This is a genomic window from Nocardia testacea NBRC 100365, from assembly GCF_000308775.1.
Lineage (GTDB): Bacteria > Actinomycetota > Actinomycetes > Mycobacteriales > Mycobacteriaceae > Nocardia > Nocardia testacea.
The window spans coordinates 1-25740 of the sequence record NZ_BAGJ01000002.1; the positions used below are offsets into that span (position 1 = coordinate 1).

At 68.0% G+C, this 25740-nt stretch carries 21 protein-coding genes and 1 pseudogene; 13 read left to right on the forward strand and 9 right to left on the reverse strand.

Annotated elements, in window-relative coordinates; all coding sequences use genetic code 11:
* Positions 1–154: 154 nt before the first annotated feature.
* The 4 genes from serS to ON38_RS00465 all read left to right on the forward strand — a co-directional run bounded on the left by serS (position 155) and on the right by ON38_RS00465 (position 5877).
* Complete coding sequence (gene serS / locus ON38_RS00450; protein WP_039821424.1) at positions 155–1417, forward strand: serine--tRNA ligase; 1263 nt, start codon at positions 155–157, stop codon at positions 1415–1417.
* A gap of 159 nt (positions 1418–1576) precedes the next feature.
* Entirely contained in the window at positions 1577–3358 is a 1782-nt protein-coding gene (locus tag ON38_RS00455) for a putative bifunctional diguanylate cyclase/phosphodiesterase (RefSeq protein WP_245563825.1), read from the forward strand.
* 299 nt (positions 3359–3657) lie between these two features.
* Positions 3658–4851, forward strand: a complete 1194-nt coding sequence (locus ON38_RS00460; protein WP_306306643.1) for an MFS transporter — start codon at positions 3658–3660, stop codon at positions 4849–4851.
* 54 nt (positions 4852–4905) lie between these two features.
* Entirely contained in the window at positions 4906–5877 is a 972-nt protein-coding gene (locus ON38_RS00465; protein WP_039821428.1) for a DMT family transporter, read from the forward strand.
* 56 nt (positions 5878–5933) lie between these two features.
* Here ON38_RS00465 and ON38_RS00470 read toward each other — a convergent pair whose 3' ends face one another.
* The 4 genes from ON38_RS00470 to ON38_RS00485 all read right to left on the reverse strand — a co-directional run bounded on the left by ON38_RS00470 (position 5934) and on the right by ON38_RS00485 (position 11090).
* Positions 5934–8213: a heavy metal translocating P-type ATPase gene (locus ON38_RS00470; RefSeq protein ID WP_039821430.1), complete on the reverse strand. Its 2280-nt coding sequence runs from the start codon at positions 8211–8213 to the stop codon at positions 5934–5936.
* Between the two features lie 22 nt (positions 8214–8235).
* Positions 8236–9174, reverse strand: coding sequence for a DUF8832 domain-containing protein (locus ON38_RS00475; protein WP_039821432.1), 939 nt, complete (start codon positions 9172–9174; stop codon positions 8236–8238).
* A gap of 337 nt (positions 9175–9511) precedes the next feature.
* Entirely contained in the window at positions 9512–10252 is a 741-nt protein-coding gene (locus ON38_RS00480) for a lysophospholipid acyltransferase family protein (RefSeq protein ID WP_039821434.1), read from the reverse strand.
* Positions 10253–10319: 67 nt separating this feature from the next.
* On the reverse strand, positions 10320–11090 hold the full coding sequence (locus tag ON38_RS00485) for a lysophospholipid acyltransferase family protein (RefSeq protein ID WP_039821435.1): 771 nt from the start codon (positions 11088–11090) through the stop codon (positions 10320–10322).
* A gap of 139 nt (positions 11091–11229) precedes the next feature.
* Between ON38_RS00485 and ON38_RS00490 the strand changes: the two genes are divergently transcribed.
* From ON38_RS00490 to hemC, 9 genes and pseudogenes are all read left to right on the forward strand, one after another.
* On the forward strand, positions 11230–12165 hold the full coding sequence (locus ON38_RS00490; RefSeq protein ID WP_245563826.1) for a hypothetical protein: 936 nt from the start codon (positions 11230–11232) through the stop codon (positions 12163–12165).
* A gap of 44 nt (positions 12166–12209) precedes the next feature.
* Positions 12210–13787 (forward strand): Rieske 2Fe-2S domain-containing protein, encoded by a 1578-nt coding sequence (locus ON38_RS00495; RefSeq protein ID WP_039821437.1) that lies wholly within the window; start codon positions 12210–12212, stop codon positions 13785–13787.
* 213 nt (positions 13788–14000) lie between these two features.
* A complete protein-coding gene (locus tag ON38_RS00500; RefSeq protein WP_245563829.1) occupies positions 14001–15173 on the forward strand; it encodes a PucR family transcriptional regulator in 1173 nt (390 codons plus the stop codon).
* A gap of 175 nt (positions 15174–15348) precedes the next feature.
* A complete protein-coding gene (gene lpdA / locus ON38_RS00505) occupies positions 15349–16821 on the forward strand; it encodes a dihydrolipoyl dehydrogenase (protein WP_039821439.1) in 1473 nt (490 codons plus the stop codon).
* A complete protein-coding gene (pdhA, locus tag ON38_RS00510; RefSeq protein WP_083872046.1) occupies positions 16818–17957 on the forward strand; it encodes a pyruvate dehydrogenase (acetyl-transferring) E1 component subunit alpha in 1140 nt (379 codons plus the stop codon). Before lpdA ends, pdhA begins: the two co-directional genes overlap by 4 nt.
* A 20-nt stretch (positions 17958–17977) precedes the next feature.
* Positions 17978–18961, forward strand: a complete 984-nt coding sequence (locus ON38_RS00515) for an alpha-ketoacid dehydrogenase subunit beta (RefSeq protein ID WP_218000723.1) — start codon at positions 17978–17980, stop codon at positions 18959–18961.
* 16 nt (positions 18962–18977) lie between these two features.
* Positions 18978–20192: a dihydrolipoamide acetyltransferase family protein gene (locus ON38_RS00520; protein WP_174372373.1), complete on the forward strand. Its 1215-nt coding sequence runs from the start codon at positions 18978–18980 to the stop codon at positions 20190–20192.
* A 40-nt stretch (positions 20193–20232) separates the two neighbouring features.
* Positions 20233–20367: pseudogene (locus ON38_RS34585) on the forward strand (Txe/YoeB family addiction module toxin); the annotation flags it as partial.
* An 89-nt stretch (positions 20368–20456) separates the two neighbouring features.
* Positions 20457–21383, forward strand: coding sequence for a hydroxymethylbilane synthase (gene hemC, locus ON38_RS00525; protein ID WP_039821443.1), 927 nt, complete (start codon positions 20457–20459; stop codon positions 21381–21383).
* Between the two features lie 192 nt (positions 21384–21575).
* Here hemC and ON38_RS00530 read toward each other — a convergent pair whose 3' ends face one another.
* The 5 genes from ON38_RS00530 to ON38_RS00550 form a co-directional block, all read right to left on the reverse strand.
* Positions 21576–22226, reverse strand: coding sequence for a YlcI/YnfO family protein (locus ON38_RS00530; protein ID WP_039821445.1), 651 nt, complete (start codon positions 22224–22226; stop codon positions 21576–21578).
* Between the two features lie 5 nt (positions 22227–22231).
* Positions 22232–22555: a hypothetical protein gene (locus ON38_RS00535; RefSeq protein WP_051164225.1), complete on the reverse strand. Its 324-nt coding sequence runs from the start codon at positions 22553–22555 to the stop codon at positions 22232–22234.
* Positions 22556–22572: 17 nt separating this feature from the next.
* Entirely contained in the window at positions 22573–23271 is a 699-nt protein-coding gene (locus tag ON38_RS00540) for a hypothetical protein (protein ID WP_051164226.1), read from the reverse strand.
* Positions 23268–24944, reverse strand: a complete 1677-nt coding sequence (locus ON38_RS00545; protein WP_039821446.1) for an ABC transporter family substrate-binding protein — start codon at positions 24942–24944, stop codon at positions 23268–23270. Before ON38_RS00545 ends, ON38_RS00540 begins: the two co-directional genes overlap by 4 nt.
* Positions 24945–24988: 44 nt before the next feature.
* Positions 24989–25740 (reverse strand): ATP-binding cassette domain-containing protein (locus tag ON38_RS00550; protein WP_039821459.1); only part of this gene is annotated, 752 nt, incomplete at its 5' end.

The window sequence follows — 25740 nt, forward strand, 5'->3', positions numbered from 1 at the left end:
AGGACATCGCGGTCCATCATGGCAGCGCCGCACCCGAACGTGCCACGAACCCGGCCGATCGGGATCGCGCGCGTGTTGTCCGCACCGGGTCCGCGGCGGGCCGGGGCGATACTCGGTTGAGGCGGGAATTCCGCGACCATTACGCTGGTCAGCCATGATCGACCTCCGCCTCCTGCGCGATGATCCCGAGCTGGTCCGCGCCTCGCAGCGAGCCCGGGGCGAGAACCCGGCCCTCGTCGACGCGCTGCTCACCGCCGACCACGCGCGCCGGTCCGCGATCGCGACCGCCGATAAACTGCGCGCCGAGCACAAGGCCATGGGCAAGCAGGTCGGTAAGGCGAGCAAGGAGGAGCGCCCGGCATTGCTCGCGCAGGCGCAGGAGATGTCGGTGCGGGTCAAGGAGGCCGAGACCGCCCAGCACACTGCCGAGGCCGAATTGCAGGAGGCGCACCGGGCGATATCGAATATCGTCCAGGACGGGGCGCCCGCGGGCGGCGAGGACGATTACGTCCTGCTCGAGACGGTCGGTGAGATTCCCGAGTTCGATTTCACTCCGCGTGATCACCTGGAACTGGGTGAGACGCTGGGGCTGATGGATATGGAGCGCGGCGCGAAGGTCTCCGGCTCGCGGTTCTATTTCCTCACCGGATACGGTGCGCTGCTGCAGCTGGGTCTGCTGCAGCTGGCGGCGCAGCGGGCGGTGGCCAACGGGTTCACCATGATGATCCCGCCGGTGCTCGTCCGGCCCGAGATCATGGCGGGCACCGGTTTCCTGGGGCAGCACTCGGCCGAGGTGTACCACCTGGAAGAAGACGATCTGTACCTGGTCGGTACCTCCGAGGTGCCGTTGGCCGGCTACCACGCCGACGAGATCCTGGATCTCACCGCCGGGCCGAAACGCTACGCGGGCTGGTCGTCGTGTTTCCGCCGGGAGGCCGGCAGCTACGGCAAGGACACCCGCGGCATCATCCGGGTGCACCAGTTCGACAAGGTCGAGATGTTCGTCTACTGCCGTCCCGAGGACGCCGACGCCGAGCACCGGCGGTTGCTGTCCTGGGAACGGGATATGCTCGCCGCCCTCGACGTGCCCTATCGGATCATCGATGTCGCCGCCGGTGACCTGGGCAGTTCGGCCGCGCGGAAATTCGACTGCGAGGCCTGGGTGCCCAGCCAGGGCACCTACCGGGAGCTGACCTCGACCTCGAACTGCACGACCTTCCAGGCCCGGCGGCTATCGGTGCGTTACCGCGACGAGAACGGCAAGCCGCAGATCGCCGCGACGCTCAACGGCACCCTCGCCACCACCCGCTGGCTGGTCGCGCTGCTGGAGAACCATCAGCAAGCCGACGGTTCGGTGCGAGTTCCCGCAGCTCTGGTGCCTTTTGTCGGGACCGAGCTGCTCACTCCGCCGACCTGATGTGGTTGCGCGGCGCGAGACCGGGGTACTTCATATCCCCGGTTGGGTCGCCGGTGAGCTGATCAGTTGTTTAGGCTGTTCATCGTGCGAGGAAGCGGGTCTCGCGGCGATACCCGAACGCGGGTACGGGCCGCGTCGGGTGTGGCAACGGCCATGGTCATGTCCCGGACCACCGGGGCCTTCTATGTCATGGGCGGGGTCCTCGGTCTGCTGGTGACCGCTGTCGCGCCCACCCAGGTGCTGCACCCGGGTGACGAGGGCAACCGGGTGCTGGTCGGTTCGGCCGCGGCGGTCGCCCTGTTGCTGGGGATAAGCCTGCTCGGCTGGGGTCCCCGGATGCCGCACTGGATACATCACGTCTACGTCGTCCTGGCGACGGTGCTGGTGACCATCGCCGTGCACTCGTTCCCCAATACCGTCGCGGCGATCACGCTCGCCTCGTTCTATGTGTTCGTGGCCTGCGACGCCGCGCTGTTCTTCGCCTGGACACAGGCCGCGGCCCATATCGCGCTGTGTATGGCGCTGTGCCTGTGGGTGCTGCCGACCCGCGCCGGCCTGCCGTGGTGGTCCGGGCTCATCCCGGCCGGTATCACCTTCGGCGTCGGGGTCGTGGTGGGCATCCTGACCAGGATGGCGTCGGAGGCCGATATCGACACCCTCACCGGGTTGCTGAACCGCCGGGGTTTCGATCGCGCGCTCAATGCCGCGCTGGAACAGGCCGATCGTTCCGGCCAGGCGCTCGCGCTGGTCCTGGTCGACCTGGACCGCTTCCAGAAGGTCAACGATCACCTGGGGCACCGTGCCGGTGACGCGGTGCTGCAGAAGGTCGCCGACACCTGGGCCGCCCTGCTCGGGCCCGAGCAGCGGCTGGCCCGCTACGGCGGCGACGTGTTCGCGGCGCTGCTGCCGGGTACCACCGAGCAGGCCGCCATCCTGCTCACCGAGGAGTTGCGTGCCGCGGTCAGCACCGGGTGCTCGGCCGGGGTCACTTCCTGGCAGCCGGGGGAATCGGCGTCGTTGCTGGTGAGCCGGGCCGATGTCGGTCTGTACCGGGCCAAGCAGGCGGGTCGTAACCGTACGGTCCTCGAGTCGGGGCATCGCACGCCGCTGGCCGTGGAACTGCGCGAAGCCATCGACAACGGCAGCCTGGACGTGCACTACCAGCCGATCGTCAGCCTCAGCGACGGCGGCGAGAAGGCGGTGGGCGTGGAAGCGCTGCTGCGCTGGTCGTCCAGTGCCCAGCCCGATGTCACCACCGAAGGGCTGATCCGGGTCGCCGAGGAATACGACCTCATCGCCGATCTGGACGAGCTGGTATTGCGCCGGGCCTGTGCCGATGCCGCGCAACTGCAGGAGACCTTCGCCGCCCTGGAATTGACGCTGAACGTCAATGTGAGCGGTCTGGAACTGGCGGAGTCGGGCTACGCGGACAAGGTGGCCGCGATCCTCGAGACCACCGGGTGGCCCGCGGAGCAACTGGTGCTCGAGGTGACCGAGACCGAACTGGCCGCCGAATCCGATACCGCCATCGCGAACCTGCACACGCTGCGCGACCGTGGGGTGCGTATCGCCATCGACGATTTCGGTACCGGGTACTCCTCGCTGAGCCGGCTGGCGACCCTGCCCAGCGACATCATCAAGGTCGACCAGTCGTTCGTGGCCGCCATCCGCTCCGATTCGCCGGCCCCGCCGCTGCTCGGCGTGATCGCGGCGCTGAGCAAATCGCTGGATCTGCAGGTCATCGCCGAAGGCGTGGAGACCGAACATCAGGCCGCCGTACTGACCGAACTGGGCTTCGCGCTGGCGCAGGGTTACCACTACAGCGATTCGCATCCGGTGGCCGAGCTGATCGGCGATATGAACAGCGGCCGCCTCGGCGGTATCGGCACCCGCGCGCTGGGCGATACCGCGGCCGACGAGAACGGCTGGGTGCCGCTCTGAGCCCGAGTTCCCGCCGGTAGCGACCCGCCCGCCCGATGTCTGCGGCACGCACCGGGCAAAACCGCTTGACCTGCGTGCACCCGTCACGGATGCTGATCGCCATGCGACTCGTCTTCTACCACCGTTGAGCCGGATCCACGGATCCCGGCCGTAGGACTGGACCACGCGCGCTCGCGCTGCGCGCGACCCTGTTCGCTGCGACCGGTGACCTGGTTCCCTACTACGCGCTGTACGCGCTGCTCTTCGCCGACCACGGCTTCGGCCCCGGGCAGATCTCGCTGCTGCTCGCCTGCTGGTCGGTGACGGCCTTCTTGTTCGAGGTCCCCTCGGGCGCGTGGGCGGATACCGTGTCCCGGCGTGGGCTGCTGATTCTGAACGGCTTGCTGATGGCGGCCGGTTTCGTGGTGTGGACGGCGGCGCCCTCCTATGTGGGTTTCGCGCTCGGTTTCGTGCTGTGGGGTGTGGCCTCGTCGCTGCGCTCGGGAACGTTCGAGGCGCTGCTCTACGACGAACTCGCCGCCTGTGGCGCGGCCCGTTCCTATGCCAGGGTGATCGGTTACACCCGCACGGCGAGCGAATCCAGCGCGGTACTCGCGATCCTCGCCGCCACCCCGCTGTACCTGTGGGGCGGCTACGAACTGGTGGGCTGGGTGAGTGTGGGTTGCGCGGTGGCGCACACCGTACTGGCCGCGAGCCTGCCCGCGGCGCCGAAATCCGTTTCGGCCGCCGGAGTGGGCGAGCTGGAGGAGTCGGGCGGGGAGACCGCGACCGCCGCGGTCATCACCCCGAGTCCCCGTCCGGTGGCCGCGGGTCCGGGTGCCCCGGCCATATCCACACGCGGCACGCTGGGGCGGTATCTGCTGATGCTGCGGACCGGTGTCGCCGAGGCGATCCGGGCCCGGGTGGTCCGGCGCGGGGTGGTGCTCGGGGCACTGCTCTACGGGATCACCGCGTTCGACGAGTACTTCGGGCTGGTCGCCGGGGAAGCGGGCGCGGCCACATCGCTGGTTCCCGTGCTGGTGGGTGTGACCGTGGTCGGTTCACTGCTCGGTTCGCTGCTGGCCGGCCGGACCGAGGCGCTGCCCGCGCGCACCCTGGCGTGGGCGTTGGTGGTGGCCGGTGCGCTGTTCGGCGCGGGCGCGGTGGTGGCCGGGCTCGCGGTGCGCTGGCCGGGCGCGGTCTATCTGTGCACCGGACTCGGTTTCGCTTCGATCGCCGCTTCCTACGGGGTGGTGTACAACGCCGCGATCGTCGCCGAGGCCCGGCTCCAGGACGCCATCACCGGTCCGGCGCGGGCCACGGTGATGTCGGTATCCGGACTGCTGGAGGAACTGGTGTCGCTGGCGGTTTTCGGGTTCGTCGCGCTGGCCACACTGTGGCTGTCGATCTCCTCGACGATCGCGCTGCTGGGCATCGCCATCCTGGCCCTGGGGGTGCTGACGCCGTACTGGTTACCGCCGCGGCCGGAACCGGCCGGCGACGCGGAGCGGTGAGCCGCCGGTGGCCGGCCGAAGCGGGACGGTCGGCGGCGTCGGTAGGGTGCGGGCATGGTTTCGCGGCGGTGGGGTCTGGGTTCCGGGCTGTTGATCGGAGCCGGGGTCGCCGTCCAGGGACGGATCAACGGTGAGCTGGGGGCGCGGCTGCAGGACGGGGTCGCGGCGGCGGTGGTGAGCTTCGGCAGCGGGTTCCTGGTGCTGGCGGTGGCGGTGCTGTTCAGCTCCCGGCTCCGGGCGGGTCTGCGCGCGGTGCGTCGCTCGGTCGCCGCCGGTGAACTGCGGCCCTGGCAGTTGCTGGGCGGGTTGTTCGGCGGGTTGTTCGTGGCGAGCCAGTCGCTGACCGTGGCCGCGCTCGGAGTCACCGCGTTCACGGTCGCGGCGGTCTCCGGCCAGCTGCTGAGCAGTCTGCTGGTGGACCGCCTCGGGGTGGGCCCGGGCGGTCGCACCCCGGTCACCGCGGCGCGGCTCGGCGCAGCGGTGCTGGCGGTGGGCGCGGTACTGCTGGCCGGTTCCGGTGGCTCGGCGCCGGTCGGGCTGCGCACCTCGTCGTGGCTCGAAGGTGTCCCGGGACCGCTGCTGCTGCTCCTGCCCGCGGCGGCGGGTATCGGACTGGCCTGGCAGCAGGCGTGGAACGGCCGGATCGGGGCGACCGGGAGCCCCTTCGCCGCCACGGTGATCAACTTCGCCGTCGGCCTGCTCGGTCTGCTGATCGTGGAAGCCCTGGTGGTTGCCCGGACCGGTGCGCCGGCCGAATTCCCCCGCGAACCGTGGCTGTACCTGGGTGGTGTGATCGGGGTGCTGTTCATCGCCGCCGGGGTGCTGGTGGTGCGCTGGGTGGGGGTGCTGCTCATGGGGCTGAGCACGGTGGCGGGCCAGTTGACGGCGTCGCTCGTCCTGGACTGGGCGTTGCCCACGGGGGCGGAGCTGTCGCCGGTGAAACTGCTCGGTTGTGTACTGACCCTGACCGCGGTGGTCGTCGCGGCCCGAGCGCCGATTCCGGGCGAACGCGAACCGGTGAGCTGAACAGGCGCCGGGCCCCGGATGTGGGTACATCCGGGGCCCGGCGCGGTTGTCTCCGATCAGTGGGTGGGACGGAAGTTCCGCAGCCGCAGACTGTTGCTGACCACGAATACCGAGGAGAACGCCATGGCGGCCCCCGCCAGCATCGGGTTGAGCAGACCGGCCATGGCCAGCGGGATCATCGCGACGTTGTAACCGAAGGCCCAGAACAGGTTGCCCTTGATCGTGCCGAGGGTGCGGCGGGCGAGCCGGATGGCGTCGGGTGCGGCGGTGAGGTCGCCCCGGACGAGGGTGAGGTCGGCGGCCTCGATGGCGATATCGGTACCGGTGCCGATGGCCAGGCCCAGATCGGCCCGGGCCAGGGCGGCGGCATCGTTCACGCCGTCACCGACCATGGCGACGCGCTTACCCTCCCGCTGCAGGCGTTCGATCACCGCGACCTTGTCCTGCGGCAGCACCTCCGCGATCACCTCGTCGATACCGACCTGCCGGGCGATCGCGGCCGCCGCGGTGGCATTGTCCCCGGTGAGCATGATCGGGGTCAGGCCCAGCGCCCGCAGGCGGGAAACCGCTTCGGCGGAGGTCGGTTTCACCGTATCGGCGACCACGAGCACCCCGCGGGCCCGCCCGTCCCAGCCGACCGCCACCGCCGTCCGACCCAGGCTCTCGGCTTCTCGCAACGACTCCCGCAGCGCGTCGTCGAGGTGCAGCGCGTAGTCGGCGAGCAGGCCCGGCCGGCCGACGACCACCGCGTGGCCGTCCACCACGCCCTCCACACCCAGTCCGGCACTGTTGCGGAAGCTCTCGACCGGGGACAGCCCGGTCGTCCGTTCCCGGGCACCCTCGGCGATGGCCCGGGCGATCGGATGTTCGGAGGAGTCCTCCAGCGATCCCGCCAGCCGCAACACCTCGTCGGCGTCCTCGCCGGCGGCGGCCACCACGTCGACCAGGGACATCCGGCCGGTGGTCACGGTGCCGGTCTTGTCCAGGACGACCGTATCCACCTGGCGGGTGGACTCCAGCACTTCGGGTCCCTTGATGAGGATCCCGAGCTGGGCCCCGCGTCCGGTGCCGACCATGAGCGCGGTCGGCGTGGCCAGTCCCAGCGCGCAGGGGCACGCGATGATCAGTACCGCCACCGCCGCCGTGAACGCCGCGGCCACCGAACCGCCGGTGCCGAGCCAGAATCCGAGGGTGGCGACCGCGAGCGCGATGACGATCGGTACGAAGACGCCGGAGATGCGATCGGCCAGCCGCTGCGCCTGTGCCTTGCCGGTCTGTGCGTCCTCGACCAGTTTCGCCATCTGCGCGAGCTGGGTGTCCGAGCCGACCCGGGTGGCGCGCACGGTGATCCGGCCGCCCACGTTCACGGTGGCGCCGGTGACCGCGTCCTCGGGCCCGACCTCCAGCGGCACCGATTCGCCGGTCAGCATGGAGACGTCGACCGCCGAGGCGCCGTCGGTGATCACGCCGTCGGTCGCGATCTTCTCGCCCGGTCGCACCACGAACCGGTCGCCGACCGATAGTTGTTCGACGGGTATGCGCTGTTCGGTCCAGTTGTCCGGTCCGGTCCGGCGCAGTACCGAGACCTCTTTGGCGCCGAGTTCGAGCAACGCCCGCAGCGCCGCGCCGGCCCGCCGCTTGGACCGGGCCTCGAAGTACCGGCCGGCCAGGATGAAGGTGGTGACCCCGGCCGCGGCCTCCAGATAGATACTGCCGGTGCCGTCCATCCGGGCGATCGTGAACTCGAAGGGGTGCGTCATCCCCGGCGTACCGGCGGTGCCCCAGAACAGCGCGTAGATCGACCAGCCGAACGCGGCCAGGGTGCCGAGCGAGACCAGGGTGTCCATGGTGGCGGTGGCGTGCCGCAGATTGGTCCAGGCCGCCCGGTGGAAGGGCAGGGCGCCCCACACCACAACCGGGGCGGCGAGGGTCAGCGACAACCACTGCCAGTTGGTGAACTGCAGCGCCGGGATCATCGCCATGGCGATCACCGGCACGGTCAGCACCAGCGAGATCAGCAGCCGGGTGCGCAGCCGATCCGCCGGGTCGGCCGGTTCGGCGGTGTCCGGTTGCGCGGCGGGCGGCTGCGGCAGGCTCGCGGTGTAGCCGGCCTGTTCCACCACCGCGACCAGATCCGACGGTGCCACGGAGTCCGGGTAGTGGACCCGGGCCTTCTCGGTGGCGTAGTTGACCGTCGCGGTCACGCCGTCGAGCCTGTTCAGTTTCTTCTCGATGCGATTGGCGCAGGAGGCGCAGGTCATCCCACCGATCACCAACTCGACCTGCGCGGTCGAGGTATCGGTCTGCGCGCTGTCCGGTGCGGTCTGTGTGCTCATCGTTGGCTCCGTTGGCCGGGGGTCAGTGCCCATGGCCGTGTCCGGTGGGTTCGGGGGCGTCCTGCGCGCCGGTCGGGGCGTGCCCGGCCGGATCTCCGGCGGTTTCCGCGACGGGCACGGTGAACTCGGCGCGGTGTACGGCTCCGGCGTGGCGGAACTCGAAGAACAGCCGGTAGTCGCCCGTGCCCGGCGCTGTCACCGCGAAGGTTACGCCCGGTCCGGCCGGGGTGGTCCCGTCACCCGGGTGACCGGCCGGATGGACGTGGAGATAGCCGAGGTCGGCGGTCCGCAGCGCCACGAGATGACCGTACGCCCCCAGGTAGGGCTGCAGGTCGGTCACCGGCGCGCCGGCGCGCGTCACGGTGAAGGTGACATCGGTGGCGCGTCCGGCAGCGACGGTGCCGGTCAGAGCGACGGTGTAACCGTCCACGGTGACGGTGGTGTTCGGCGCCGGTAAGGGGCGCGGCGTGTACTGCCCGGCGACCCGCAGGTCGGTCCCAAGTGTGAAGGGCTGCCCGTCGGCGGTGACGAAATCGGCGAAGACCCGATGGTCGCCGGCGCGGCCGAGATCGGCCGGGGTGCTCCAGGTGCCGTCCGGTCCGAGCACCGGGTGCAGATGCTGGTAGCCGGCGGTATCGCGGCGAACCAGGATCAGATGCAGATCCTTCTCGTGGTTCGGGGTGTACCGCGTCACCGCCCGGCCCGTGCTGTCCTCGATCCGGAACCGCAGGGTCGCCGCACGGTCGGCGGTGGTGACCGGGTCGGCCAGGACCAGGGTGTAGCCCCCTTCGCTGCTGGTCAGCCCGCCGGGGGTCGCGTTCGCGGCGGGTTCGCCGGCCGTGGCGTCGTGGGTTTCCGGATCGCTGTCCTCGGTGCCGACCAGGGCGCCGACGCCCAGCGCGACCCCGAACAACGCGACGAGCCCGAGCGCGAACCCGGTGAATTTTGTCGGCGTATTCATTCGATGCTCCGTTTCCGTGGAGGCTCCGCTCTCCGCCCGGCCTCCTTGTGGTGCTTACGGTACCCCCCTAGGGTATTTTGTCAACAGGGCAGGTGGGTGCCCCTCCTGAAGGTGACAATTACCAAAAATGAAGCCGAGGGTGGTCCACGTCCCCCGCAAGCCCGGATCCGGACCCGGACACCGAATGCCGACACATTTGGTTGCGTCGGCGTCCGGGGTCTCGAGTCGGAATGCGGACCAGAACGTACTGGGGAGGGGCTTGATCCCGGCGGCAGAACTGGGCGGGTTACCCGGACGGCCCGGTGGTCTCGGGCCCGCTTCCGGGACTATCCAAACCTTACGGCCGCTGGATCCGCCGCCGGGCGTACTCCTCGGCTTCCAGGACCGCGGCCTGCTCCGGCGTCGGAGCGCTGCCGCCCAGCCGGGCCGGGACCCAGGGCTGCCCGGCAGGCATCGGATAGCCCTCCTGGGCCGCCGTCAGGAGTCCGCGCATCCGGTCGCGCAGCGCGGTTGTCACCTCGTCGACCGAGCCCGCGGCGACCAGCGGTTCGCCGATGCGGATGTGGACCGGGAAATTGTGCCGGCCCAGTTGTTTCGGGAAGCCTTTGGTCCAGATACGGTGTGCTCCCCAGATGGTGAGCGGCACGATCGGGGCCCCCGACTCCAGCGCCATGCGCGCGGCACCGGATTTGAATTCCTTCAACTCGAAACTGCGGCTGATGGTGGCCTCGGGGTAGACCACGACCAGTTCACCGTCGCGCAGCGCGGTGACTGCCCGGCCGAACGATTCCGCACCGGCTGTCCGGTCGACGCCGATGGCTTTGCAGTGCTTCATCAGGAAACCCACGATGCCGTGTTCGAGCTCGGCCTTCATCATGTACCGCACATTGCGGCCCGATCGGCGTCCGACGACCCCTACCTCCATGAAATCGAGGTAGGAGGTGTGGTTCACCGCCAGCACCGCGCCCCCGGTGCGCGGGATGTGTTCTTGGCCGCGGATGTCGAGACGTAGCCCCTGCGCGAAGAAGACCGTGTGCACCAGCCCGGCCAGGACATCGAAAACCGGCTCCCGCGCCATCGCAACTCCTGCTCACTACCTGCGGGGTTCCCGCTGCTCGGCACCTACCCGCCGTGGTGGATATACGCTACGCGCCGGCGTCGTCCCGGCCGGCGAGCTCGGCCCGTCTCCGGGCGGCTCGTTCCGCGGCTTCGGCGGCGTCCATCGCATCGGCTTCTTCCAGGGTAGGCGCACCGCCCCCGAGCCGGGCCGGAACCCAGTACGCGCCGGGTTCGTGCGTGTAGTTCTCCTGGAGGCCGCGCAGCAGTTCCTGCATGGTGGTCTTCAGTTCGGCGGTGAGAGCGGATGCCGGTTCATAGGGCTGGATCGGTTTGCCGACGGCGATGGAGATGGGGGTGTTGGTGCGGCCCAGCCGTTTCGGGTGTCCTTTCGTCCAGACTCGCTGAGCGCCCCAGATGGTGATCGGGATGATGGGCACCCCCGCCTCGATCGCCATCCGGGCGGCACCGGATTTCAGGTCCTTGATCTCGAAACTGCGGCTGATGGTCGCTTCGGGGTAGACGCCGACCAGTTCGCCGCGCCGCAGATAGTCCACGGCCGCCTTGTACGAGTCGGCGCCCGCGGCGCGGTCCACCGGAATATGCTTGAGAGCTCGCATGATCGGTCCGGAGATCTTGTTGTCGAAGACCTCGCTCTTTGCCATGAACCGGATATAGCGTTTCGGGGTGCGCACCGGCAGGCCCGCATAGGTGAAATCCATGTACCCGGTGTGGTTGACCGCGAGCACGGCGCCCCCGGAGGCGGGAATGTTCTCATCGCCGGTGACGGTGAACTTCAGGCCCTCGAGGAAGAAGACGGTCCGGGCCAGCCCGATGATCGTCCGGTAGACGGGTTCCACAAGTCCGCTAGCGTAGTCGCTGTCATGATGACCGGCAGCGTCCGGCCTGCCGCGCGCGCCCCGGCCCGCCGGATCCCGGGCCCGTCGTGGTGCGGTCGGACCCGATATCTCGACCGAACCGCTATGTACCGCAGGAAAGGTGATCGTCGAAGTGGAACGTGCCCGCCCCGTACCGTTGCGCCGAATGGGCCGTGAGACCGCGCGGCGCGCCCGCGTTCGCGGTCTCGCCGTGGGGCTCGCGGTATCCGGAGCGTTGCTGGGTACCGGATGCGACTCGGTATCCGGTATCCCGGGTGACGACGCGGGCAGCCCGTCGGTGCAGGCGTCCGAGGGGGACGCGCCGAGCACCGAGCAGCAGGCCACGTCCGCCGGCGCGCCGTCGTCGGCTGCCGCGCTGCCGCCGGTCCCCGCCGACGCGCCCGCGGTCGGTGCGGTTCCCGGTGTTCCCGATGCCGCCCCCGCGCTGCAGCGGTTCGCCGCCGACCTGCGTTCGGCGGATATCGCGACTCTGCAGACCACCTGCTGGACCATTCCGCCGCTCACGGTGCAGACCATGTACGCCGACCGCGACGCCGTGCTGAACGCGCTCGCCCAGCCGGGTACCGCGGTGGACGGCACGCTCACCTGGACCGACGGGATCACCACGGTCACCGTGGACGAGCACCGGGTGGCCGCCGGATATGCCTGCGGCCGGGTGTCCCCGGCGGGTGCGGAACCGGTCTACGACGCCGCCGACGCCCGGCACACCGTGCGCCGCTATCTGGCCCGCTCGACCGGACAGCCGCTGGACCCCGCCGATCTGGAGGAGCAGTACCCATTGGTCTGCGCGGCGGCCCCGGCCACCTGGGATCCGGAAGGCACCGGCGCGCCCGTGGCCGCGCCACTCGCCGAGAATCCCGGTACGCTCGGCACGATCACCGGATTCACCGATCAGCAGATCAGTTCCCAGCCGCTCACGGCCGGATATATGGCCGTCGCGGTGCCGGTGACGAATGCGTCCGGAATCACGCAGAACCGGACATTTCTACTCGAACAGGGTGATGGCGGCTACTGCATCGGCGATATCTCGTCCTGACGCACTACCCTGGAGGGCCGTAAACGGTCAGGAGGAGCGAGCTCGTGCAGATCACCAGCGTCGGACATGCGGGATTCCATATCCGGACCGCGGCCGGTTCGATCCTATGCGATCCCTGGGTGAACCCCGCGTACTTCGGATCCTGGTTCCCGTTCCCGGACAACACCCAGCTCGACTGGGAGGAACTCGGTAACTGCGATTTCCTCTACGTGTCGCATCTGCACCGCGACCATTTCGACGCCGCGCATCTGGCCGAGTACGTGAACAAGGACGCGACCGTTCTGCTGCCCGACTACCCGGTCCCGGATCTGCGCCGTGAGCTGGAGAAACTGGGTTTTCACAAATTCTTCGAGACCGAGGATTCGGTCAAGCACAAGATCAACGGGTCGATGGGAATCGGCGGTGGTGATCCGGCCGCCGAACTGGACATCATGATCGTCGCGCTGCGCGCGCCCGCGGACGGCCCGATCGGTGATTCCGGGCTGATCGTCTCCGACGGCGAAACCACCTGTTTCAATATGAACGACGCGCGGCCGGTCGATATGGACGTGCTGCACGAGGCGTTCGGCACGATCGATATCCACCTGCTGCAGTACTCGGGTGCCATCTGGTATCCGATGGTCTACGACATCCCGGCCCGGACGAAATCGAATTTCGGGAAACAGAAGCGGCAGCGCGGAATGGACCGGGCCCGCAGTTATATCGAACAGGTCGGGGCCACCTGGGTGGTTCCCTCCGCCGGCCCGCCGGTTTTCCTCGACGACGAACTGCGCTATCTCAACGACGACCACGGTGACGAGGGCAATATCTTCCCCGACCAGATGGTCTTCCTCGAGCAGATGCGCGAGCACGGGCACGACCGCGGCGTGTTGATGGTGCCGGGGTCGGTGGTCGATGTGCACGGCGCCGAACTCGAACTGGATCACCCCTACGATCCCGACACCATCTGGAACGACAAGGCCGCCTACATCGAGAAGATGGCGCAGCGGCTGGCGCCGGTGCTGGTGGCGGAGAAGAAGACGTGGGCGCCCGCCGAGGGCGAGCCCCTGCTGGAACCGTTGCGGGCGCTGTTCGAGCCGATCATGGCGCAGAGCGATCTGATTTGCGACGGTATCGGCTACCCGGTCGGGCTCGTGATCGGCGAGGAAACCGTGGTCCTGGACTTCCCGAAGCGTGCCGTGCGCGCGCCCCTGGAAGGCGAGGGCAAATACCGTTACGGCTTCCGGATCGCGCCCGAACTGGTGCGCACCGCACTGCGCGACAACGAACCCGACTGGGTGAACACCATTTTCCTGTCCACCCGCTTCCAGGCATGGCGGATCGGCGGGTACAACGAATACCTGTACACCTTCTTCAAATGCCTCACCGACGAGCGGATCGCCTACGCCGACGGCTGGTTCTCCGAAGCGCACGACGATTCGGCCTCGGTGGAGGTGGCCGGCTGGGAGATCCAGCGCCGCTGCCCGCACCTGAAGGCGGATCTGTCGAAATTCGGTGTGGTGGACGGCAATACGCTGACCTGTAACCTGCACGGCTGGCAGTGGGATCTGGAGTCGGGCCGCTGTAAGACCTCCAAGGGACACGAACTGCGCTCCCGGAAGCTGTCCGAACCGGCGGGGTAGCGCAACACTTTCTGAGGAAAGCACCGCGTCGCCGATGAAGGGTGACACGGTGAACTGCATGTTCTCGCGTGTGAGGTCGGGGTTGTCGGCCTACGCCATTCGGATACCAGAGATCCGAACTCACAAACCCGACCGGACCGGTGGCGCGCTACGGGCGGCCACGGTGCTCGACGTACTGTGGCCGACGTGGCCGACTCTGATCATTCTGGTTCCGTGACAGGCTCCGCGGAATTGGTGGCGACCTGTCGCAGGGATATCCCTGTGCTGACCGAACAACTCATTGCCGCGATATTCACCGACAATCCTGAGTGGACCGACTACTCGGCGGTAAGCAGTGCGGACCTGCGCGAGGGCTGCCGCCGGTTTCTCACCCGGGTGCTGGAACTCATCGACGGGAGCGAGCCCGACGCCGACCGCGACGATGTTGCCGCGGCGATCGGTGCGCACCGGGCGGTGCAGGGCGTGCCGTTGGAAGCGATGCTGCGTACCTTCCGCTTGGGCGGACGCGTCGTCTGGGAGGCGTTGCTGGACCGGGCCGGCGCGCTCTCGGCAGCCGACTTCCGGCAGATGGGCACGGCGATGTGGGCGGTCATCGACGGAATGTCCTCGGCGCTGGTCACCTCCTACCGAGGAGCAGAGCTCGATCGGGTGCGGCTCGATGAACGCCGCCGCCACGCGTTGATCGAGGATGTGCTCGCTGGACGTGGACGCGACGCACGATTCGCCCAGCGCGCGTCCCGTGAATTGAATATTCCGGTCACCGGCGACTATCTCGTGGTCGCCGCCCGTGGCGACGCCTACCCGCTGCGACTGGGAACCGAGACCGCGCTGGCAGCCCATGGATATCGCTCTGTCTGGCACGACCGCGGTGATTACACCGTCGGCATCATCGCCCTCGAACGTCACGCATCGGGGCACCTATCAACTGTTCTGGAGCCACTCGTTCGCGGGCGCGCCGGACTCTCACCTGCGGTTACAGGCCTCGCCGAAGTCGAGACTGCCCACACGCTGGCCACCCTGGCCATCGACACCATCGCAGAAGACGCCCACAATGTCGTGGTTTCGCTGCACGACCGCTACCCCGAAGCCCTAATGCTCCGATCGCCCGACCTGGCGCGATTGCTGGTGGGCCGCCTACTCGGCCCGATTCTCGACCTCCCGGTCAAGGAACGCGACCTGTTGCTCACAACGTTGCGGGTGTGGCTGGCCGAGGACTGCTCGGCCGCCCATGCCGCGCCGCTGCTGCATTGCCACCGCAACACGGTACTCAACCGGCTCCAACGCGCCGCGGTACTTCTCGGGCGCCCGTTGGACGGGCAGCGCTTCCATCTGGAACTTTCCCTGGCGCTTCTCGCACACACGCTCGCCGAAACCGCCGCCGACTGAGCCTTCACCGCCCCCGACGACAGACCCGCAATTGGGCGCTGCGCCCAATTGCGGGGGGTGATTCCTGGGCGCGGAGAGAATTGTTCGCCGGCTCGCCGCCCAGCAGACTCCAAGTCCTGACCCACACCACAAACCAGGTAGCCGGGTCACGCATTCAGGACGAGGAGCACCACAAGTGCCACAATTCGATCTCTTGGTCGTCGGCGGGGGACCGGGCGGCTACGTCGCCGCGATTCGCGCGGCCCAGCGCGGACTGCGCGTCGCGCTGGTGGAAAAGGAGCGCCCCGGTGGGGTGTGCCTGAACTGGGGGTGTATCCCCACCAAGGCGATGCTGCGGTCCGCGGACGTTTTCCAGACAGTCAACGGCGCAGCCGCTTTCGGGATCACCGCCACCGATGTACAGGTGGACTTCGCCGCGGTGCGTGAGCGCAAGAACGGCATCGTCGATGAACTCACCAGCGGTGTGGCCCGGCTGTTGCAGGCCAACGGCGTGACCGTCATCGAGGGTCACGCCCGGTTCACCGGTCCGACCACCGTCGAGGTGTTCCAGGCGGGTCCGTCCCCGGTCTTCGACGGCGGGCCCCGCTACGCGGCCGTGCCGACCGACATCCCGATCCATACGGTGGAGGCCACCGATGTGATCATCGCGACCGGCTCGGTGCCCGCTCTACTCCCGGTGCCCGGCGCCGACCTGCCCGGCGTCATCACCTCGGATGGGGCATTCGGTCTCACCGAGATTCCCGAACGGCTGGTCGTGATCGGTGGTAGCGCGGTCGGCGCGGAATGGGCCAGCCTGTTCGCCACCTTCGGCACCGTGGTGACCGTTGTCGAGATGCAGGATCGGCTGGTGCCGGCCGAGGACGCCGAGATCGGTGCCGCGCTCGGGCGGTCTTTCACCGGTCGTGGGATCACGGTCATGAGCGGGTCGACGGTTACCGGAATCGAGCAGTCCGCGGACGGGCTGCGGGTGAACGTCGACAGAACAGACCCGTGTGCACTCGACGCCGATGTCGTGCTCGTCGGCGTCGGCCGCCGCCCCAACACCGCCGCACTCGGCTTGGATGCCGCGGGAGTGGCCACCGACGCGCGCGGGTTCATCCCCGTCGATGACCGGCTGCGGACCGGTGTCGAGCACGTGTACGCAATCGGTGATGTCACAGGTAAAGCACTGCTGGCCCACGTGGCCTCCCACCAGGGTCTGACGGCGGCCGATGCCATCGCCGGCCACGACGTTCACATCGACTACGACGTCATTCCAGCCGCGACGTTCACCCACCCGGAGATCGCCAGCGTCGGCCTCACCGAGGGCGCCGCCCGCGCCGCGGGTCATGACGTCGTCACCGCCAAGTTCCCGTTTGCCGCGCTCGGGCGTGCACGGTCGGTCGGCGACACCGAAGGCTTCCTGAAGATTGTCGCCGGCGCCCGGCACCACGAAGTCCTCGGCGTGCACATCATCGGCCCCTCGGCCAGCGATCTGATCACCGAAGGCGCCCTCGCGATCACGCTCGAGGCGACCCTCGACGAACTCGCCGATACGATCCACGCCCACCCCACCCTCGGCGAGATCGGTATGGAAGCGGCCCTGGCCGGACTCGGCCTGCCTGTCCACATCGCGCCGCCCCGCACTCGTCGAGGAGTCTCCGCATGACCGCCGAAACCACCGCCCGCCGCCCGCGCAAGGCAGCCCGCGCCGGCGTGAAGAAGCCCGAAACCGCGACCCGGATCCCCGGAAATCCGACGATCCTCAGCGGTCCGGTCGACGCCCGTATCGCCGCGGAGGATCCCGAGACACTACGGGAGCTCTACCGCGAGATGCTGTTCGTGCGCCGCTTCGAGGAGCGCACCTCCCAGAGCTACCAGCAGGCCAAGATCGGCGGCTATTGCCACCTCAATCTAGGCGAGGAAGCCACCGTCGTCGGCATGGGAGCGGCCATGCGGCCCACCGACTACCTGTTCACCAACTATCGCGAACACGGCTACGCGCTGGTCAAGGGGATCGAACCCGGCCGGGTCATGGCCGAACTCTACGGCCGCTCCACCGGCACCTCCAAGGGTTGGGGCGGCTCGATGCACATGTACGACACCGCGACCCGGCTGCTCGGCGGCTACGCCATCGTGGGCGGCCAGATCCCGCTGGCGATCGGCGCGGCCCTGGCCATCGACTACCGCGGTGACGACGACGTGGTCGTGTGCCAGATGGGTGAAGGCACCACCAATATCGGTGCATTCCACGAGTCGCTCAATATCGCTGCACTCTGGAATCTGCCGATCGTCTTCCTGATCGTCAACAACCAGACCGGAATGGGCACCACCGTCGAAAAATCCTCCGCCGAACCCGACCTGTGGAAACGCGCCGACTCCTACCGCATCCGCGGCGAACGCGTCGACGGCACCGATGTCCTGGCTGTGCGCGATACCGCCCGCGAACTCATCGAGACCGCCCGCCGTGACGGCAGGCCGGCGCTGCTCGAAGCCGTCAGCCACCGCCTCAAAGGCCACTCCGTGGTCGACCCCGCCAAATACCGCAGCAGCGGAGCGGTGACGGAGGCCCGCGACAACGATCCGGTCACTCGCTGGCACACGGCCTTGCTGGGGGCAGGCGTACTTACCGAAGAATCCGTCGCCGACCTCGAGGATTCCGTGGCCGTCGGTGTCCGCGCGGCCGTCGAATTCGCCGACGCAAGCCCGCATCCCGATCCGTCGAGCCTGTTCGACTACAACTACGCCACGCCGGTGCCCGGCGATTCCCGCCGCCTGCCCGCCGACCCGCTCTTCACCCACTAAGGACATCACCCGTGGCAGTCATGACCTACCGCGAAGCACTGCGTGAAACCCTGCGCGAGGAGATGCGGCGCGACGACGATATTCTCCTGCTCGGCGAAGAGATCGGTATCTTCGAGGGCTCCTACAAGATCACTGCCGGACTGCTCGACGAGTTCGGCCCCAAACGAGTACGCGATACCCCCATCGCCGAAGAGGGATTCGTCGGCGCCGCGATCGGCGCCGCCATGCTCGGATTGCGCCCGATCGTCGAGATCATGACGATCAATTTCTCCCTGCTGGCCCTGGACCAGATCGTCAACCACGCCGCCAAGATCTACGGCATGTTCGGCGGACAGACCAGCGTCCCGATGGTCATCCGCACCCCCGGCGGCGGCGGACAGCAACTCGGCGCGACCCACTCCCAGAACATCGAGCTCTACTACGCCTTCGTGCCCGGCCTCAAGGTTGTTGCTCCCAGCACTCCCGCCGATGCCCGCGCGCTGCTCAAGGCCGCCATCGAGGACGACGACCCGGTGCTGTTCCTGGAGAACCTGGCGCTGTACAACACCAAAGGCGAAGTACCTGGTTCGGTTCCCCCGGTGGAGATCGGGCGAGCGGCGATCACCCGCCCCGGGACCGATATCACTCTGATCGGCTACTCCCGCATGGCCACGGTCTGCACGGCGGTCGCGGAAAAGCTCGCGGCCGAGGGGATATCGGCCGAAGTCATCGACCTGCGCAGCCTCCGCCCCCTCGATCGGGACACGCTGATCGCCTCGGTCCGCAAAACCGGCTGCGCCGTGATCGGCGAGGACGACTGGCTCACTTACGGTATCGGCGCGGAACTCGCGGCCTCGATCTCCGACGGCGCCTTCGACTACCTCGACGCCCCGGTGCGACGGGTGGCCATGGCCGAAGTACCACTTCCCTACGCCAAACCCCTCGAAACCCTCGCCTTGCCTTCGGTCGACTCCCTCTACACCGCGGCCTCGCAAACCCTGGCCGCCGTCGGCACGCGCCGCTGATCCCCGGAGAACCTTCATGCCCGAAATCGTCATGCCCCGCCTGTCGGACACCATGGAAGACGGAGTCGTCGCCACCTGGCTCAAACAAGTCGGCGACCCCGTCACCCGCGGTGAGATCGTCGCCGAAATCGAAACCGACAAAGCACTCATGGAACTCGAAGCCTACGAGGACGGCGTCCTGGAACAGATCCTCGCCGAAGCCGGAACACGCGTACCAATTGGTGAACCGATCGCAATCGTCGGCGACGGCAGCGCAGGCGCGGCCGCCGCCGCACCGGTCGGGTCGGGACGGCGCGCGGCCGGTGACACCGTGCACATCACGCCCGCCGACACCGGCCAGCGGCCGAAATCCTCCCCGGTCGCACGTAAAGTGGCCCGCGAACTCGGCGTGGACCTCGCCGCGGTCGCCGGTACCGGCCCCGGCGGGCGCATCACCCGTCGCGATGTCGAATCAGCGCGCGAGGCAGCGGCGCCCGGCGCCGCACCGGAGCCGGCGGTAGTCGAAGCGTTGGTGTCTGTCCCGGCCGAGCCGGAGTCCGCCGACTACGACGAGATCCCGCTGACCGGCATTCAGCGGGTGTCGGCCACACGGCTGACCGAAAGCAAGCAGCAGGTGCCGCATATCTACCTCACCACCGCAATCGATGTCACCGACCTGTTCGCCTTCCGTGCCCAGATCAACGACACGCTTGCCGCCGCAGAGTCCGGAAAGGTCAGCGTCAACGATCTTCTGATCAAAGCCGTAGCGCTGACACTGCGCGCGGACCCGGCCGTCAATGTCTCCTTCGCCGGGGACACGCTGCGACAGCACCGCAGGATCAACCTGGGTATCGCGGTCACCACCCCCGCCGGACTGCTGGTCCCGGTCGTGCACGATGCCGACCGCAAATCGATCTCCACCATCGCGGCCGAGACACGCGACAAGGCCGAACGTGCGCGTAACCGCAAATTGCGCACCGACGAGATGACCGGAGGCACCTTCACCATCTCCAACCTCGGCATGTTCGGAATCGAAAGTTTCAGCGCCGTCATCAACCCCCCGGAATCCGCCATTCTCGCCGTCGGCGCCGCCACCGACGAACTACGGCTGGCCGGCGGACAGGTGGTGAGCCGGAAGGTGCTGCGGGTCACGATGTCCGCCGATCACCGTTGCATCGACGGCGCCGGCGCCGCACAGTTCCTTGGCCGGCTCAAGGAGCTGGTCGAACATCCGTTGCGGATCGTGACCTGACTCCACACGAAATGCCGGGGACCCGGCGGGCAAACAGGGTGGATTGGGCAAACCTGAGCCGTTGAAGGGCGATAGGTCCGGGTACTGGTCTCGCCGGATCAACGACGAGCACCGTTTCGTCTATGCCGTCTCCGGAGACAACATCCTTATCGCCCAGGCTCGCTACCACTACTGACTTTCATCCGGCTGTAACCAGGGCCACTCCCGCCCGAAGCGTGTACCACCGCCCCTCGGGGCGAATTCCGGCGGCGGTAGAGTCACGCCATGGCCTCGCGCATTATCCGGGTCGCGACCCGGGCCAGTCCTATGGCAGTAGCCCAAGCCGAGCAGGTCGCGGCCGGTCTGTCCGAGTTCGGTGTCGAAACCGAACTGGTGAAAGTGACCTCCGCCGGCGACCGCTGGATGGGTGATCTGGCGAAGCTCGGCGGCAAGGGGGCTTTCGTCAAGGAGATCGACGACGCGCTCCTGGAGGACCGGGCCGATCTCGCCGTACATTGCCTGAAGGATATTCCCGGCGATATCCCGATCCCGGAAGGTATCGCGTTCGCCGGTTTCCCGGAGCGCGACGATGTGCGCGATGCGATCATCACCAAGGACGGCCGGCCGCTGGCCGAGCAGCCGCCGGGGACGGTGGTGGGGACCAGTTCGGTTCGCCGGGCCGCGCAGCTGCGCCTGCACTATCCGGGCCTGGTGATGAAACCGCTGCGCGGGAATATGAACACCCGGCTGGAGCGGCTCGAGGACGGCTACTGCGATGTGCTGATCGCCGCCGTCGCCGGAATGCATCGCATCGGCCGGGAGGACCGGATCACCGAAATCCTGCCGCTCGAGGTCATGTGCCCGCCGATCGGCGCCGGTGTGCTCACGCTCGCCTGCCGCGCCGACGACGACGAGGTCCGCGAACTCGCCGGGCACCTCGACCATGCCGAGACCCGCCGCGTCGCCGACGCCGAACGCGCCATGCTGCACGCTCTGCAGGGGCACTGCAATTCCCCGATCGCCGGAGTCTGCGTGATCGAACCCACCGGCCGGTTGTCGTTGCGCGGCAAGGTGTTCGATCTCGAGGGCACCCGGTGGCTGGACTCGCAGCACTGGGGTGTACCGGAGGATCCGCAGGCCCTCGGTTTCTTCGTCGGCTCCGATCTGCTGCGCCAGGGCGCCCGGGCGATCATCGATTCCATCCCGCACTGAGTTCGCCCGCTTGCGGGCGGTCGGCCACCGATGCGGTGGCGACCGAAGCAGGCGAGTCAGGCGTCGGCACTGAGCCGGAGAACTGCCGGGTGCGCGCGGGGTAGGCGTGCGGGGCGGTGCCGCTGGAACCACAGTCGATATCTGCCGCACCGGCCGGCCGCTGCCGCCCGCCCGTGCGGCAGCAGCCGGATGTCAGATGGTGGTGCGCCGTCGGCGGCGGCCGGTAGGAGTCGAGGTCCTGACGCGGACAGTATGGCCATCCCGGACGACGGAGCCGGCGACGAAGTAATGCCGGGCGCCGACCTTCGCCGCGGGCTCCTTATCTCCTGTTGCGGTCTCTGTACTTTCCGGCTTCGAGTGCTTGAGCACGGCCCACCGATCGGTACCGCCGCCGGCTATGAGCGACAGGACATTGAGCTCGCGCAGATGCGCTGCGTTCCAGTCGCGGAGCCGGCGAGCCTTCAGGCTGCCGAGCCACGGGTCGATCGCCGCAGCGAGCGCGCTATCGCGCGAGCTCGTCACGTCGTCCATATACAAGCCCACCAGCTCACGCAGCACAGTGGCGGCCGACGCGTCGTTACCATGCGCTGTCCCCTGATCCCGGGGACCGCCGGCCACGATCTGCTTTTCGATCGCCTCCCGCAACCAGGCGCCGGTGGTCATTCCCCGTTCGGCGGCGAGTTTGCGAGCTCGGTTCAGGACCTCGGTGGGCAGCCGTACGCTGTAGCCGCTCATGGGCGAAGTATCGGCCGGATTTCCCGGTACCGAGTTGTTGATCTCGTCGACAACGCTGTGGGTCTCGTAGTACTCGCGAGCCGCGTCGATATCGGATTTATTGCTCATTGTTTCTACCGGGCCTTTCGCCTGTAGGCCTGCTGCTCGGTTCCGTCCATATCGCGCGCTGTCACCACATACCATCTGCCGTCCATGGCCTCGGATAACACCACCACGAGGTAGCGGCCCGCATGGGTCTGGCCGAACAACAGGGTCGTGTCGTTGCGGCCCTTGCCGAGCTGATAGGGACGTTGAGCGGCCTCCTCGACCTCGGACGGTGTGATGTTGTGCCGCGCTATGTGCGCCTCTGGCTGGTCGGTCAGTGGAACTCGAACACAATCTAGCGTATCACGAACGTAATACGGCAGGTAGACCGTTTGCGGGCGCTCGGTTAGCACCTATCGCATGAACGGCATCAGCTCGGGTCCGACCCGCGGACGGCGCTGAGCCAGGTCCCGGTCGCGGCCGCCACCCACACGGCGGCAATGAACGCACCGGTTCCGCCACCCATCACATACAGCCACAACAGGGCGACGAATGGGGCGGCGACCGCCGGCTGGGCGTCGAGCAGTAATCGGCGAATGGTCTTCGTGGTGGTGGCCGCCCGGGTCTCCGCTTCCGGGTCCACTCGCGTCGGATTGTCGACCAGGCGACCGGGCGGTTCGGTCTCCCGGGCCCGGCCGGCCGGGAGTACCCGGAACTCGCGTGGGCCACCGGGCAGCTCGGTGCCGCCGGACTCGGGCCGCAGCACGATCCGCCGCTCGCTCAGCAGAGCCGTGCCACCGGTGAAGCCGATCAGCTCCGGCGTGAAGTACACCGGTAACCAGCGCTCGTCATCGCCGTCCTGCATTTCCAGCCAGGAACGGCTGACCAGCTGATATTCCTGTCTCACCCGCCGCACCGTCACTGTCGTGGCGCCCTCGGCCCGGTAGCCGACCACCCCCAGCGCCACCGCGAACCGGTACCCGCTGTACCCCACGATGCCCACGCCGACCACCGCCAGCCCGCTGAGCTGGTCCGGATCGGCGAACGGCGCCCACGCGGTGAGTACCGCGAGGGCGCCGACGGTCACGCACAGCGGATAGGCCAGCGGATGGCCTATCCGGAAGCTCACTTCAGGAAACCGATTTTCGTGTAGTCCAGGGAGGCCAGTCCCGCGGCGCCGTAATTGGCGAGGTTGTCGCGGACACCGACATTTCCGGCCGACTGCACCAGCGGGATCGAATGCCCCTCGGTCCAGACCGCCTGGTCCACCTGATTGGCCAGTTCGATGGCCTTCTGCGGGTCCAGCTCGGTCAGCGTCTTCTCGATGAGGTCGTTCAGCTCGGGCGACCCGATACGCCCGTAATTGCCCTGCAGATTATCGGGGTAGTAGCCCCAGATCTGCGGGATGCTGCTCAGCGGGAACGCGTCACCCATCCACACCCACTGGCCCACATCGAAATTGCCGGGCTGGATATTGTCGGTGAAGAAGCCACTGCCGGGTTTGGTCTCGATGACCAGCTCGATCCCTACCTGCCGCAGATTCTGCTGGATGATCTGCGCGACCTGCACCCAGGTCTTGTCGTTGTACATGACATCGCGGATCACCAGTTTGCGGCCGTCCTTCTCCCGGACGTCCCCGTTCAGCGTCCAGCCCAGGGCGTCGAGCTCTTGCTTCGCGGCTTCGGGGTCGAAGGGCAGGCTGTTGTCCTGATAGCCCTTCTGGCCCTGGATGAAGATGTGGTTGTTCAGCGGCTTCGGGTCGTTGACCAGGCCGTTCTGCATTGCCTTGGCGATACCCGCGCGGTCGATCGCCTTGATGATGGCGACCCGCAGTTTCGGATCCTCCAGCAATGAGCCCGGGGCGCCGTTGAAGGTCAGATGCGACCAGCTGTTACCGGGGGCACGCCGGATCGCCACACCGGGCGTATTGCGGGCGGTCTGCATATCGTCGCGGGTGGCCAGGCCGATGGCGTCGATCTCGTTGTTGGCCAGCGCCGGCACCATCGCTTCGCTCGACAGCACACTGAAGGTGATGGTGTCGAGTTTCGGTGTGGCGCCCCACCATTTCGGGTTACGGCCCAGCACGATCCGGCCCTGGCCGCGGTCGGTGGCCTGGATGACGAACGGCCCGGAGGTCTTTCCGGGTGCGTTGCGCCAGGCCTCGTTGAACGCCTCCGGCGTCGCCGTCGCCTCCTTCGGCAGCAGCATGGAGTTACCGGAGAACTGGCCGGCCCAGTCGGCATAGTGGCTCTTGAAAGTGATGATCGCCTGGCGGTCGTCGGTGCCGCGTTCGACCTTCTCGATCCGGTCGAAGCCGTTGGTGTTCCCGATCAGGAACCGCTGATCCTTCCCGCTCAGGGCGTTGGCCTGCGAGGAGATGTCCTCCCAGGTGATGGGGGAGCCGTCGGACCACACCGCCTCGGGATTGATGGTGTAGGTCACCTGCTGCGGTTCGGTGTTCGTGAGCTCGACGCTGGTGAAGAAATCGGTGTTGACCGAGATATTGCCGGCCGCGTCGGTGGCGAACGCGCGGGGCAGCATCGGGCGCATGATGCCCGCCGACTCACCGTCGGAGTCGATCTGCATCGGGTTCCAGTGCTCCGGAAAGGACGTCGTGGCCAGTCGCAGATTCCCGCCGTCGCGCAGTTCGCTCACATCGTGCGGGTTGATGTCGTTGACTGTGCCCAGTTCGGCGACCGCGCCCTCGGGTGCTCCCGAATCGTTCGCGCCGCAACCGGCGGCGAGCAGCGCGACGGCGCACAGTGGCACCGCCAGCCGTGCCCCCAGTGATCGAATCCTCATGGCCGATACATCCTTTCCTGCCGGTGGGTCCGGAGAACCGTCCGTCAACCCTCTACCACGGGTACGGGCACGGCATCGATCAGCGATCGTGTGTATTCGTGGCCCGGATCGCCGAAGATCTGTTCCGCCGGTCCCGCTTCGACGATCTTGCCCCGGTACATCACCGCGATATCGTGGGCCAGATTGCGCACCACCGACAGATCGTGGGAGACGAAGAGGTAGGAGAGTCCACGTTCGGCCTGCAGGTCGCGCAGGAGATTGAGCACTCCCGCCTGGATGGAGACATCCAGTGACGACACCGGCTCGTCGAGCACCAGCAGTTCGGGGTCCAGGGCCAGCGCCCGCGCGATGCAGATGCGCTGCTTCTGACCGCCGGAGAAATCGCCCGGATAGCGGTCGGCGTGTTCCGGGCGCAGGCCGACCTGCCGCAGCAGGTCCGGTACGCGCTGGGCGATCTCGGGTTTCGGCCGCTTCGCGATCCGCATCGGCTGGGAGACGATATCGGAGACCGGCAAGCGGGGATCCAGGGAGGCCGTGGGGTCCTGGAAGACGATCTGCAGTTTGCGGCGCAGGTCACGACGCTCGGCCGCGCTGAGGGTGGCGGTGTCGTGCCCCATGATCTCGATGGACCCGGCCTGCGGCTTCACCATGTCCAGGATCTGGGTGAGCGTGGTGGATTTACCCGACCCGGATTCACCGACCAGCGCCAGCGTGCGTCCGGCGCGCACCTCGAAACTGATCCCGTCGACGGCGCGGACCTCGCCCTTGCGGCGACGCAGGATCACCCCGGAGGTGA

Bases quoted from the DNA above. Each gene is read 5' to 3' on its own strand.
- ON38_RS00545 (WP_039821446.1), bottom strand. From the start codon at position 24,944: ATGAGGATTCGATCACTGGGGGCACGGCTGGCGGTGCCACTGTGCGCC.
- pdhA (WP_083872046.1), top strand. From the start codon at position 16,818: ATGACCGCCGAAACCACCGCCCGCCGCCCGCGCAAGGCAGCCCGCGCC.
- serS (WP_039821424.1), top strand. From the start codon at position 155: ATGATCGACCTCCGCCTCCTGCGCGATGATCCCGAGCTGGTCCGCGCC.
- ON38_RS00530 (WP_039821445.1), bottom strand. From the start codon at position 22,226: ATGAGCAATAAATCCGATATCGACGCGGCTCGCGAGTACTACGAGACC.
- hemC (WP_039821443.1), top strand. From the start codon at position 20,457: ATGGCCTCGCGCATTATCCGGGTCGCGACCCGGGCCAGTCCTATGGCA.
- ON38_RS00480 (WP_039821434.1), bottom strand. From the start codon at position 10,252: ATGGCGCGGGAGCCGGTTTTCGATGTCCTGGCCGGGCTGGTGCACACG.
- ON38_RS00465 (WP_039821428.1), top strand. From the start codon at position 4,906: ATGGTTTCGCGGCGGTGGGGTCTGGGTTCCGGGCTGTTGATCGGAGCC.
- ON38_RS00520 (WP_174372373.1), top strand. From the start codon at position 18,978: ATGCCCGAAATCGTCATGCCCCGCCTGTCGGACACCATGGAAGACGGA.
- ON38_RS00515 (WP_218000723.1), top strand. From the start codon at position 17,978: ATGACCTACCGCGAAGCACTGCGTGAAACCCTGCGCGAGGAGATGCGG.
- ON38_RS00470 (WP_039821430.1), bottom strand. From the start codon at position 8,213: ATGAGCACACAGACCGCACCGGACAGCGCGCAGACCGATACCTCGACC.
- ON38_RS00475 (WP_039821432.1), bottom strand. From the start codon at position 9,174: ATGAATACGCCGACAAAATTCACCGGGTTCGCGCTCGGGCTCGTCGCG.
- ON38_RS00455 (WP_245563825.1), top strand. From the start codon at position 1,577: ATGTCCCGGACCACCGGGGCCTTCTATGTCATGGGCGGGGTCCTCGGT.